The sequence below is a fragment of the Sandaracinaceae bacterium genome, assembly GCA_020633055.1.
Lineage (GTDB): Bacteria > Myxococcota_A > Polyangia > Polyangiales > Houyiibacteriaceae > JADJJE01.
On the sequence record JACKEJ010000010.1, the window covers coordinates 48,102 to 61,122 of the forward strand.

At 70.3% G+C, this 13,021-nt stretch carries 7 protein-coding genes; 3 read left to right on the plus strand and 4 right to left on the minus strand.

Annotated elements, in window-relative coordinates:
- Positions 1-3 precede the first annotated feature (3 nt).
- A complete protein-coding gene (locus H6726_22765) occupies positions 4-657 on the minus strand; it encodes a TetR/AcrR family transcriptional regulator (protein ID MCB9660485.1) in 654 nt (217 codons plus the stop codon).
- Between the two features lie 34 nt (positions 658-691).
- Between H6726_22765 and H6726_22770 the strand changes: the two genes are divergently transcribed.
- Positions 692-2,500, plus strand: coding sequence for an MBL fold metallo-hydrolase (locus tag H6726_22770; GenBank protein MCB9660486.1), 1,809 nt, complete (start codon positions 692-694; stop codon positions 2,498-2,500).
- Positions 2,501-2,543: 43 nt separating this feature from the next.
- Here the strand turns inward: H6726_22770 and H6726_22775 are convergent, their stop codons facing one another.
- Positions 2,544-4,160 carry an outer membrane protein transport protein gene (locus H6726_22775; protein ID MCB9660487.1) on the minus strand — a complete coding sequence of 539 codons (1,617 nt, stop codon included), beginning with the start codon at positions 4,158-4,160 and terminating at the stop codon, positions 2,544-2,546.
- A 13-nt stretch (positions 4,161-4,173) separates the two neighbouring features.
- Positions 4,174-7,656 (minus strand): SNF2 helicase associated domain-containing protein, encoded by a 3,483-nt coding sequence (locus H6726_22780; GenBank protein ID MCB9660488.1) that lies wholly within the window; start codon positions 7,654-7,656, stop codon positions 4,174-4,176.
- A 360-nt stretch (positions 7,657-8,016) separates the two neighbouring features.
- Here H6726_22780 and H6726_22785 point away from each other — a divergent pair, with 360 nt between their 5' ends.
- A complete protein-coding gene (locus H6726_22785) occupies positions 8,017-9,198 on the plus strand; it encodes a DUF1214 domain-containing protein (protein MCB9660489.1) in 1,182 nt (393 codons plus the stop codon).
- A 123-nt stretch (positions 9,199-9,321) separates the two neighbouring features.
- Entirely contained in the window at positions 9,322-10,944 is a 1,623-nt protein-coding gene (locus tag H6726_22790) for a sel1 repeat family protein (GenBank protein ID MCB9660490.1), read from the plus strand.
- Positions 10,945-10,980: 36 nt separating this feature from the next.
- Here the strand turns inward: H6726_22790 and H6726_22795 are convergent, their stop codons facing one another.
- Positions 10,981-13,017: a class I SAM-dependent methyltransferase gene (locus tag H6726_22795; GenBank protein MCB9660491.1), complete on the minus strand. Its 2,037-nt coding sequence runs from the start codon at positions 13,015-13,017 to the stop codon at positions 10,981-10,983.
- Between the last annotated feature and the right edge of the window lie 4 nt (positions 13,018-13,021).

Genomic DNA, 13,021 nt, shown 5'->3' on the forward strand with positions numbered 1-13,021 from the left:
GCGCTACTCCTCTTTGACGCCTCCGATGGCCAACAGCAGCGCGGAGAAGCGCTTCCGAAAGCGCTCCCGTTGTTCGTCCACCGGCTCGTCACGCAACCGCGCGCGCACGTGGTCTCCCACCAGCAGATCGCCGAACATGACGAGGGCCATCAGCTCGAGGCCGAAAGCTGCGTCCTCGTCGGACAGCTTGCCGTTCTTCATGAACCCCGACGAGAACGCGCTGATACCCTGAGCGATGCGCGCGAGCCCCTGCTCGTTCGCCGCGGGGAACGGATCGCGTCCGTGTGCCAGCAGGTAGGCCAGCAGCGTCGCACGAGAGGGGTCGGCCACGCGCTCGTAGACGCTCGTGAGCAGCTCCTCGACGTCCATGCGACCGCCCACCCACGCGCCGTTGACGGCCGACAGCGTGTCCTCTCGGAGGGCGAGCGCCGCTCGTTGGAAGAGCGCCTCCAACAGACCTTCGCGCGAGCCGAAGTGGTAGAGCACCCCCGAGTGGGTCACCCCGCACGCTTGGGCGATGGGTTTGAGCCGCACGGCCTCGGGGCCTCCCTGCTCGAACGCAGCCTGAGCGGCGTCGAGGATGTCGTTGCGCGCCTCGTCGGCGCTGCGGCGTGTGCGAGTGCTGGGCGGGGCGGGGTCTCGTGGATCGCGTGTCATTGACATTCGTGCCTTACTAACATATTGTCAGCCCATGAAGAGCATCGATCCGAGCGCTGCGAGTCCCCTCTCGAGTCGCCGAAGGTGGGTGGTGGCGGGTCTGCTCGTGTTGGCCTTCGCCGCAGTGGGAGCCTGGGTGATGGCGCGGCGCCCGACGCGGCGCGTGGTGGACACGGTACGCCCCGTCAGCACCCCCGCGGTGCTCGACGCGCACTGCGAGGACGCCGTCGGTCGTCCGCGTGTCCTCCGCGTGGCCGACAACGTGCTCGTCGCGGTGGGCTACGACCTGGCGAACACCATCCTGATCACGAGCCCGGATGGGCACGTCGTGGTCGATGTCGGCATGAGCCCCGCGCGGGCCCGGATAGTCCGCGAAGCGCTCTTGCGCGAGGCGCCTGGGGGGGTGCGCGCCATCGTGCTCACGCACAGTCACATCGACCATATTGGAGGAGCGAGCGCCTGGATGGAAGAGGGAACCGAGGTCTGGGCCACAGAGGCCTTCCGGGACCACTTCTTGAAACAGTATGGTTCGTTTCGTCTCGCGGAGACGGTGCGGGGGGCGCGGCAGTTCGGCTGGCACGTCGATGCCGAGAGCCTTCCGTGCTCCGCGCTCGGTCGCCGCGTGGATCTCGAGGCGGCCATGGAGTCCGGCATCGTGCTGCCCACGCGCACGTTCTCGGGCGAGGCGAGCTTCGAGGTCGGGGGCGTGCGGATCGAGCTGCACGAAGCTCACGGCGAGACCCACGACCAGCTCTTCGTGTGGCTCCCACAGAGCGAGGTGCTGCTCCCTGGCGACAACTACTACCGGGCGTTCCCGAACCTCTACACCATCCGCGGCACGAGCCCACGCCCCGTGGACGACTGGATCCGGTCGCTGGACCGCATGCGCGCCCTCTCGCCACGCCACCTCGTTCCATCGCACACGGTGCCGATCTCCGGCCAGGACCTCATCGGGGCGGCGCTGACGCGCTACCGCGACGGAATCCAGTGGGTGCGGGATCGCGTCGTCGCGCAGGCGAACGCCGGGGTGCCCGTGGACCGCATCGCGGAGGAGATGTCGCTCCCGCGTGGGCTGGCCGAAGATCCCGCCCTCGCACCGCTCTATGGGCAGCTGGACTGGTCGGCGCGCGCCATCTACGACGCTCACCTGGGATGGTTCGATGGTCGCCCGGAGACACTGTACCCCGTCGCAGCGGACGTCGTGGCAGAGCGCAGTGTGCGGATGATGGGCGGGCGGGAAGCGGTGCTGTCCGCGGCGCGTGAGGCGCGACGCGAGGCCGACCCGCGCTGGGCGTTGCACCTCCTGACGCTGCTGCGCGACGCCGGATCCCTGGACGCCACCGCCGGGAGCGAGGGCGCGCGCGAGCTCGCCGACACGTTGGCAGACGTGGCGCAGGCGGTCGGCAACAGCAATGGGCGCGGCTACCTGTTGGAGAGCGCCCACGAGCTGCGCGCGGGAGAGGCGGAGCCGCTGGTGCCCCGTCCGGCGCCCAGCATGTTGGACGCGGTGCCCATCCACCAGTTCTTCGAGATCATGGTCACGCGCCTCATCCCCGAGCTGGGCTCGGACACGCACGAGACGGTGCGCTTCGACTTCAGCGACACGGACGAGACGTTCTTCGTCACGGTGCGCCGAGGTGTCGCGGAGGTCGTCGCCAGCCGAACCCCCCTCCCCGGGACCCCCGAGCCGCTCGCCGTCGTTCACACGACCACCGGTGTCTGGCGGCGCCTCGCGACCGACATGACATCGCCAGTCGCTGCGCTCGCGTCCGGCGAGCTGCGGATCGACGGCGACCCGTTGGGCTTCGAGGCCTTCACCAGCCGCTTCCGCCGCGGGCTCTGAGCGCCCGCGCCACGTCTCCCTCGGGGCGCTCGCCCTCGTACGCTCAGGGCGGTGGGACGTGCTCGTCCTCTGGCCGGACGTCCGCGGGGCGGCGTGCGCGGGAGGTGCGACGACGACGGCGCGCTTGCTCGGCGTCGACCGCGTCGGGGTGCTCTTCGCGATCCTCGTCGGACGCGTCCGCATCCTCGTCCACTTCCTGCCCACGATGGCGCACGCGGTGGAGCGCGCTCCGAGCGAGACGCGCCACCGAGCGCGTGGCGCCCGTCACGAACAGATAGAGCACGCGCTCTTCCACGCCGGTGCGCGCGTAGATGGTGGTGCTCGCAGGGTCGGTATCGACCGAGAGGGCCGACCCGCGCCCGCGAGACCCGGCGAGGCCCAGCGTCAGGTGGTAGGCACCCACGTGCACACCCAAGCCGAAGGACGCGCCGTAGTGATGCACGCGCTCCAGGCGATAGGTGCTGGTGTTGTCCGGTACGCGCGGCGCGGCGCTGCGGTTGGTGAAGGCCCCCACGCGCCAGGTCACCCCGTCGCGCATGACCCACTCGGCGCCGAGCGCCATGTCGAAGGTCGTGCGACGCGCCGTGTCGAACGACATGAAGAGCGCCCGCTGCATGGCTCCCGCGTCGACCTCCGGGAGGAGCGCACGAGAGCGCACGCGACCGTGCAGCGACGCGTCGAAGGCCAACGTGAGGGAGTCGTTCACGTGGCCCCCGACGCCCAGACGGATCATCCACGGGATGGGCATGCGTACGTCCATGCCGCGCTGCTCGACCGGCTCGAAGTACGTGGTGGTCACGCCGGTACCCGAGTCGGCGATGGCGATGGCCGTCTGTTGCGACAGCGAAGCGCGCCCCTTGAGCGGGATGGCGGGCGGCTGGAACGTGAGCCCGAACGACACGTGCTGGTTCGGTCGATAGAAGAAGCCGATGCGCGGCAACACGCCGAAGCTGCGCCCCGCGATACGCGTGATGGCCGAGAAATGCGACACCTCGCTGAAGCCCCCGTCCGGCGTGGGGACGCCGCCCCCGGCCACGAAGAGCGTCTCGCGATGACTCATGCGCTGCGTGGCGAGGAACGCCGTGATCCCGAACGCGATGGTGTGCGACAGGTGCAGCGCATAGCTCAGGCCGTAGAGCGTGAGCCGATAGTTGTGGTCCACACGCGCCGTGGACGGAATGCCCGTTTCCGGGTTCATCAGGTCCACGCGGAGCGACACGTCCGCGGTGGCCGGGTAGAGCGTGCTGAACGCGATGGCGTGCCGCTTGAGGCCGTCGGCGCCGTGAGGACCGAAGCGCAGGAGGGCCGCAGAGAACACGGGCAGCGAGCGCGAGCCGCTCTGCGTGAGGTCGGCCACCGAGCCGGGACCCCGGACCCCCGCGCGCACGCGCGTTCGCTCGAAGGCGGTGAGTCCCAAGCTGGCAGAGAAGCTCCGGTTGGGGAGCTCCGCGAGCGCGCCCGGGTTGTAGAAGGTGCTGGACGTGTCGGCCGCCAAGCCGGTGGCCGCGCCGCCCATCCCAAACGCACGGTCACCGATGAGCACGCTCTGATAGTGCGTGTCGTCGGCCCGCGCGGTGGAGCCCGGCGCGATCGCGATCACGAGCGCAGCGCACGCGGCCACGAGCAGCCGCGACGCGCGTTGGTCCACCCCGGTCGTCACCCGAGGCGCACCGTCAGTCGCTGAAGAGCGACTCCACATCGGCCTTGGTGAGCCCCTTGAGCGGGCTGCCCTCGGAGGACAGCACGTTGCTGACCAGCTCCCGCTTCTTGGCGGACAGGTCGAGGATCTTCTCCTCCACCGTGCCGGCCGCGATGAGGCGGTAGACGGTGACGACCTTGTCCTGCCCGATGCGGTGCGCGCGGTCGGTGGCCTGGTCCTCGACGGCCGGGTTCCACCACGGGTCGAAGTGCACGACCGTGTCGGCGCCCGTCAGGTTGAGGCCCGTGCCACCCGCCTTGAGCGAGATGAGGAAGACCGGGACGTCGTTGCTGGCGTTGAAGCGGTCCACGCGCTCCATGCGGTCGTCCGTCGAACCGTCCAGGTACTCGTACTTGACCCCGTCGGCGTCGAGCGCCGCGCGGATGAGCTGGAGCATCTGTACGAACTGGCTGAACACCAGCACGCGGTGGTCGCCCGCCACGGCCTCGCTGATGATCTCGCGCAGGGCGCCCAGCTTGCCGCTGTCCATGTCCGAGAACTCTTGGTCCTCCAGCTTCATGAGGCGCGGGTCGCAGGCCACCTGTCGCAGGCGCGTGAGGGCGGCGAGGATCTGGATGTGCGTCTTGCCGACGCCCTTGCTCTCCACCTCGCTCAGCACGCTCTTGCGCACCTGCTCGAGGATCTGCTTGTAGAGACCCTGCTGCGAGTCGGCCAGCGGCACCACGATCTCCTGCTCGATCTTCTCGGGCAGGTCCACGGCCACGTCCTTCTTGAGGCGTCGCAGCACGAAGGGCTGGATGGTGTTGCGCAGCTTGCGCGCCGTCTCTTCGTCACCCCGGTCGATGGGCCGCGCAACCTTCTCCTCGAAGGTCTTGAGCTGCCCGAGCAGGCCCGGGGACACGAAGTCGAAGATGCTCCAGAGCTCGCTCAGGCGGTTCTCGATGGGCGTACCCGTGAGGGCCAAGCGCCGCTCGCTGTGGAGCTTCTTGGCGGCCCGCGCCGTCTGACTGAGGGGATTCTTGATGTGCTGCGCCTCGTCGAGGATGACGTAGCGCAGGTCGAGCGACTGAAGGAACTCTTCGTCGCGCCGCAGCAGCGCGTAGCTGGTGATCAGCACGTCGGCCTTGGTGAGCGTGTCGCGCTTGTCGTGCCTGTCCGCGCCTTGCCAGACGACCGTCTCGAGCGAGGGCGCGAACTTGCGAATCTCACGCTCCCAGTTGGGCACCACCGACGTCGGAGCGACGACGAGGTTGAGCTTGTCGTCGAGCTGCCCCTTGGCCCACGCGAGCAGACCGATGGTCTGCAGCGTCTTACCGAGACCCATGTCGTCGGCCAGGATGCCGCCGCTCGCCAGGTCGTGCAGGAACACCAGCCACGAGAAGCCGAGCTTCTGGTAGGGACGCAGCGTGGCCTTGAGCGTACGCGGCTTGGCCACGCTCGGGACCTCGTCGATGTTGTGCAGCTTGGCGAACAGCTCCTTGGCCGAGGTGCTGACCTTGGCGTTGGGCACCAGCTTCATCAGGTCGTTGATGCGGCCTGCCTGCGACAGCGGGATCTTGCTCGCGTCCGAGCCCGCCGCGATCTCTGCCATGCGCGCGAGGATGTCGCCCACCTCGTCCACGTCGACCGGCGCGTAGCTGCCGTCCTCGAGCTTCACCAGCTTGCGGCCGCTCTCGAGGCACGCGAGCAGCTCGTCCTCGGCGACCACGAGCTTGCCCGTGCCGAACACCATGTCGAGCGACAGCCAGTCCACCCCGCTGGCGACGCTCATGCGGGCCTGCACGGTCTCCTTGCGGATCTTCACCGCGCGCAGCCCTTCGGGGATGAGCTTGTCCCACTCGGCCGGGAGCTGGCCCACGCCCTGGGTCCAGAACGCGACCGCCTCGTCGCCCACGGCCTCCATGTACTCGCCGTCGTCGTCGGGCTCGAAGCCCATGTTGGTGAGGTACTGGATGGCGGTCAGCTCGAGGCCCACGTCGCGGCGCACGATGCGCGGGCGCCCGCCGGGCTTCTTGGGCGGCAGGAACGCGAGCGGCGGGGGCAGGCCGATGGACGGCACCTCGAACGTCTGGGACCCGTAGATGACGTCGAACTTCACCTGCGCGTTGACGATGTCGCCGTGCGCCTTCATCCGGATCTGCGCGGACTCGTCCACCAAGTCGGCGGCGGAGCTGAGGTCAGGCAGCTCGGACCCGAGCACCATGGCGACGCGGGGGATGAAGTCGGTCAGCAGGCGCGGCAGATCGTCGTTGGGGTGTACCAACGCGGACTGCTGCCGCAGCCGGGTGAGCATGGCGGGGCTCACCGAGTCGGCGAGCGGGCGGGCCACGCCGTCGGTCACGTCGATGTGCCAGCCCGGCGTGCCCTCGAACCAGCTGCCGCTGCCGATGGGGAAGCGCCGACCGCTGTCGAGCGCGAAGGCCACCTTCACGCGCATGTGGTCCGCATTGGCGCGGTCCAGCTCGACGCGCGGCTTGAGCACCTCGGTGGAGAAGCGCAGCTCCATGCTGGCGGGCTCGAGCAGCACGCGGCGGCCCTTGAGCATGGCCAGCACCTCGGAAGCGTCCTCACCGCGGATCTCGGCGGTGGCCGGCTGTGAGCGGTTGGCGTGGCGCGCCAGCGCACGAAACAAGGGCCGGTCCGCGGGGGCGACCATGTTGAAGGCCTCGAGCGCCTCGATGATGGGCGCCGAGCGCCGCGTGCCCGCGATGACGGGGGTCACGACGAAGGTCGTGGGGCGCACCGCCATGCGGTACTCGAAGTCGTAGGGGCGCTGCAGGGCCTCGGGCGGCAACCACAGGTCGAACAGCCCACGCGACTCGCCCAGCGGACCCTGGAGGTCACGGGCGGAGAGCACCTCGATCTTGCCGTCGGCGGCGGTGCCGCGGCGACGACGTCGGCTGCGACGGCGCTTGGTGCCGCCCACCGAGACGGTCTGCGGCACGTGCACCAGCTCGGCCTTGGGCTCTTTGCCCTTCTTCTTTTTCTTCTTCTTGCCGTTGCCGTTGGGCTCTTCGCCGTCCAGCTCGCCCTCGGCTTCGCCCCCCGACTGTCCGTCTTTGGGCTTCGGCGGGCGCACCTGGTCGCGCAGGGCGACGATGATGGCGGCGACGTGCTTGCAGTGTCCGTCTGCGCCGCGCCACCCCGGGCAAGTGCAGTGCGAGGTCCACACGTCCTCGTCATTCACCGTGGCGGACGTGGTGTACGGCTCGTCCGAAGAGCGCACGTTGATCTCGCCCGTGACGGTGTCGCCCTCGGCGACCAGATCTTCGACGGACTTGCGGCGCGCGTAGAGGCGCCCGCGTAGGAACGCGTTGCCGCCGGTGACGCGCTGGATGGCGCGGTCGCTCATCTTCGACACCCGCTGTGCGACGGGCGGGAGCTCGTCGAAGGGCACACTCAGGCGATCGTCGTCTTGGTCCTCGTCGCCGTCGGCGTCGTCGAGGTTGTCGTCGTTCAACTCATCAGTGAGGTCGCTCACTGCGCTATCACCCATGGAAGGCGTCTCCTCGGCTTCGCTTCGAAAGCGCGAAGCACGAACTCAGCGTTGTGCACGGTGCATGTGGGCTGGGGCCGAGCCTTGTCGACGGCTGCTCCCACCGTCGCGTTTGGAGCTGGGGTCAGGGGGGGCCCTGTGAGCTCGGCACGCCGCCCACGGCCAAACCACAGGCGACGGCTGCGGTATTGCACAGCGCGCCGAGAACCGCAACCCCTGTGGCACGAGCGCGACTGATCGCTCCCCAACTCCCGGCACATGGGCAGCCCGAGCCCCGCTCGCCGCCCGCCTCGGGTATCCTGCGCGCCCCCCGCCCGGCGGTCGCCACTGGCCTCCGCCGTTGCATACGAGAGGATCCCGATGCGCAAGATGCTGTTCCGCCTCATGGGAGGCTACCGCCGAGCCTCCCTGTTCGCCCTCAAGCTCCGCGGCCACGACGAACGCTCGTTGGCCGAGGAGCGCGTGGTCACCGGCAAGGTCTGGGACGACTTCTGCGACGATCTGCGCGCGGCGGGGGCCACCCTCGCCTTCCCCGGCGCACCGAACGACGTCGAGAACCTGACCGAGGGCTACCGCTACCTGACCCGCTTGATGCGCGCCGGGCTCGAGAACTTCCTCGAGTTCAACGACCCGGCCGCGCCCGTGCTGCGCCGCATGGTGCACGAGACGGTCAAGATGGGCGCAGACAACCCGGACAACTACTACCAGAACTGCGCCATCAGCGGCGCCATGACCTATCGCATCCGGGGCACCCGCGGGACCGTGGCACAGCTCAACTTCGGCACGCAGAAGGGCAACTACGGGGAGGGCGAGGGCGGGATGCCGCCCACCGGTCGCCTCGACGCGCTGAACATGGAGATCGCCGCGGACGGCACGTTCGAGATCCTGGTGAGCTGCGAGCGCCCCGCCTCGGGCAACTGGCTGCCCATGGAGCCCGAGACCAACCTGCTGATCGTGCGCCAGACGTTCCTGGACCGGGAGACCGAGCAGATCGCAGACCTGACCGTGGAGCGCATCGACGGCGACTCGGCGCCCACACCGCTCACCGCGCAGCGGCTGGACGAGGCCCTCGAGCAGACGACCACGCTCGTGGCGGGCGCGTCCGTGCTGTTCGCCAAGTGGGCGCGCGACTTCCAGCAGCACACGAACGAGCTGCCCATGTTCGACCAGGAGGTGAGCAACAAGGCGGGGGGTGACCCCAACATCCGCTACTACCACAGCCACTGGCGGCTGGCGCCGGACGAGGCCCTCGTGATCGAGGTGACGCCGCCCGAGTGCCAGTTCTGGAACTTCCAGCTCAACAACTACTGGATGGAGTCCCTGGACTACCGCTACTTCCGCGTGCACACGAACAAGCACCTGGCCAAGTACGAGCCGGACGGCTCCGTGCGCGTGGTGGTGGCGCACCAGGACCCTGGGCTGCCCAACTGGATCCAGACCGTGGGGCACGACCAGGGCACCATGTGCTGGCGCTGGATCCACGCCGAAAGCGCGCCCCAGCCGCGCACCCGTGTGGTGAAGCTGCGCGACCTGCGCGCCTGAACTCTGCTGCTCGAGTGAAGAAGCCGCGCCGTGGGCTCGTCAAGCGGGCGCGCGTGGTACTGTCGGCCCGTCGAAGGCCCGAAAAGCCTCGCGCACAGATGTCCACGGCGAGAGGTGGCTGCGATGAGCGTTGGTGTTCGAACGGAAGAGGACGACGAGGGCAGCGCACGCCACCCGAGGGTGTCGACCGGCACCGCGAGTGGGGCGGACCCCGCATCAGGCGCGCGCGTGACCACCTGGCCCGCTTGGTTCGTGCTGGGGCTGATGGGCGTCGCGGGTGTCTGGACGGCGGGCGGCTCACGGGCCGCTGCGCAAGAGTGCCGACGCGAGTGTAGCGCGACCGAGATCCAGAGCAGCGACGCGTGCTGCTACCTCCCGCCTCACCTGGCACCGGCCAGCGACTGCGCGCGCGGGAACCTGGACGAGTGCCGCGAGCAGGCCGGCACCCCAGAGGGGCGCGCGCTCGTCGCCCAGGTGGCGAACGACGCCACCAACGCGTGCGCGGCGGGCCAGCTCGAGGCTTGTCTGCTCGCGGGGCTGCTCCAGAGAGGAGGCATCGGCGTCCCCCGTGACCTGCCGAACGCTCGTCGACTGTACTCGGTCGCATGCGACGGCGGCCTGCTCCGCGCCTGCGCGCACTTGAGCACGATGCTGCGCAGTGGCTCGGGGGGACCCGTCGACGACGCCAGGGCCATGGCTGTCGCAGCCCGCGCGTGCGACAGCGGAGACCCGAGCGCCTGCGACCACCTGGGGTTCCGCTACATGACCGGAGCGGGCGTCGACGTCGACGCCGTGCGCGGTCGTGCGCTCATGTCGCGTGGGTGCGACCTCGGCTCGATGCTCGCCTGCTGGAACCTGGCCGTTGCCTACGAGCGTGGGCAGGGCGGTCCCGCGGACCCGGAGCGCCAGCGGAGCACCCTCGCGCGGTCGTGCGAGGGCGGACACATGCCCGCGTGTACGCGCCTCGGCCGCCTCATCGACACGGGCCGCGGTGTCCAGGCCGACAAGAGCCGCGCCGCACAGCTCTACGAGCGAGCGTGCGCCGTGGGCGAGGTCAGCGCCTGCTACTACCTCGCGTTCCTGCTGGTGAATGGACCGGACCACTTGCACAATCCCGACCGCGCGTACGCGTTGCTGAGTGGCCAGTGCACCGCAGAGCACTGGGACTCGTGCCGCTTGCTGGCGTTCCTGTACCTGGATGGCATCGGAACCACGGAAGACCGCCCACGAGCCCGCGAGTTGCTGCAGCAGTCGTGCGCCCATGGCGTCGACCTCGCGTGCAGGGACCTCGAGACATACGCCAGCAGCCTGGCAGAACGGCCAAGCACCGCGCCCGTGCCGCCCGTCGCCAACACGCAGTCTCCTGCGCATACCACGGTGACTCCTCCGGCAACGCCGCTCACGCCGGCGCGTGACCCGAATCGACCCGCCGACCCCCTCGGTCGGGTTCGGGCTCGACGCCACACGAACGACGGGACGGCGTCGCGCGAAGAGATCCGCAGGAACATCGCGTCCCGCGCCGTGCCGCACGCGAGGCGGTGCATCGCCGGCCTCGGGGTGCCTCCGAGCGAGTACATGCTCACGGTGACGTTCTACGTGGAGGCCGACGGGTCCGTAGACTTGGTGGCAGTGGAACCATCCCGCCAGAACGCACAGGTGTCGCAGTGTGTCGCCGTCGGCTTCCGCCAGATCCGTCTCCCGACGACCGCGGCGGGTGCGCTCGTGCAGTTTCCGCTCCGATTCTGACGCGGCGGGACACGGCGCTATGACGGTGGGCACGGCCTAGCGACCGCGAGAACGCCGTGGGGCCTTGCGCGGTGCTGCCGGCGGCGTGCGCTTGCTCGAGCGCTCCCGAGGCTGTGCCGAGCTGGTGCGGGGCCGCGAACCACCGGGGTTCGCGGGAGCCACGTCGAGGTGCACCAAGCAGGACTTCATGGTCGGGCCTACGGGCGGCTCGGGGAAGTCGAGGGGGAGCGCGCAGTCGACGATGCGCCCGTCGCGCCCGGCCTGGGCGAGGCCTTCTCGGATGTGTCCGCGGAACGCCCGCGGCGTCATGCGGCGGTCGTTGCTGCACAGCAGCAGGAGCCCCCCGCGCGCGGCGACCCGCGCAGAGAGCGCGCACAGCTCGACCCAGTCGCTGCCCGACGTCCAGCGGGTGCGCTTGGTCTTGGAGTAGGTCGGCGGATCCACGACGACGAGCTCGAAGCGCTGCCCGTCGTGCCGCTGGGAGCGCAGCCAGGCGAAGACGTCCGTGCGTACGAAGGTGTGCCGTCGCGTGTCGGCGCCATCCGCGGCGTCCGCGACGGGCGTGACGTCTGCGCGAACTGCCCCGGAAGTGCCGCGCGACGAGGAGGCCACCAACGCACTCACCTGGGCCTCGGCCCAGCTCAGCGCGGGAGCCGCCACGTCCAGCGTGCACGTGCGCGCGGCCCCACCCGCCACGGCCGCTACCGTGAAGGGCCCCGTGTACGCGAAGAGGTTGAGCACGCTGCGCCCCCGAGCCAGCTCACGGACGCGTCCGCGGTTGTCGCGCTGGTCCAGGAACAGCCCGGTGCTCAGACCGTCGCCGAGGCGCACACGATACGGGACGCCAGCCTCGTGCACCGTGACCTCGGGCTCGTCGGTGGGTTCACCCCACGCGGGGCGCTCCGGAGCCAGTGCCTCGGTGCGCGTGTCGGCCAGCGTGTTGCTCTGCTTGGGGCGACGCTTGAGGTAGACGCCGCGTGGGCCCAGCTCCGCCAGCACGGAGAGCAACGTGTCTTCGTGAGCGGCCAGGGCCTCGTCGCGGAGGTGCACGAGCAGATGCTCGTCGTAGACGTCCACGGCCAGCCCGGGCGCGCCGTCCCCCTCCTCGTGCAGCAGGCGGAACGCGGTGGTGACGCCGCGCTCGTGCTCGACGAACAGCCCGTAGCGTCGCGCTCCGGCGCGCCGCAGCGCCGCCCGGAAGGCCTCGGCCAACGCGTCCGGGGAGCGCTCGGGCGCGACACCTGCGAGACGCAGGTGGTCCGGCAAGGCAGGCGCGCACAAGCGCAGCGCCGCCCCCGTGAGCGGGTGGCGCAGGCGCAGCTCCTCGGCGTGCAGCATCAGCCGTGGGGCTGGGGGCCCGCCGTAGAGCGTGTCCCCCACGAGGGGAAAGCCGCGGGCCGCGAGCTGGGCGCGGATCTGGTGGGTGCGGCCGGTCTCGATGCGCACGTCGACCAAGGCGAGGTGACCCTCGACCTTCACGCGCCGCACGTGCGTGACCGCGCGCTGCCCGGCGCCGGCCGCAGGCCCGCCCCTCTCGCCGCGCGCGCGTCCCGCACCCGCCGTGCCGGGCGCACTCCGTGTCTCTGACGCGCCCTGCAGCGGCGGACGTCCACGGCTCCCCCGTGCGTCCTTGCTCCCCAACACCTCGGTGCGCCCGTCACGCCCCGGCACAAGCACGTCCTCGAGCCGCAAGGAGGCGGGCAGCCGCGTCACGTCTCCGGCCACCCAGGCCACGTAGCGCTTCTCCACTTGGCGCCCCTCGAACTGCTCGGCCAGGCCCGGGTTGGCGGCGCGCGCCTTGGCGAACAGCAGCACGCCCGAGGTCTCCTGGTCGAGACGCTGGTGCACGCCGAGGTAGGCGCGACCGTCCCGGCCCCGCTCACCGAGCGGCGCGCCCTGCGCTTCGGCGCGCTCGTCCAGGAAGCCGGAGAGCCGAAAGCGGGCGTCGTCCGGCGACTCCGGCCGAGCGCTCTGGCTGGGCATGCCCGCCGGCTTGTTCAGCGCGACGAGGTGCTCATCCTCGTAGAGGATCCACGCGGGGTCGAAGCGCGTGAAGGTGCGCGCGAGCCCCACGATG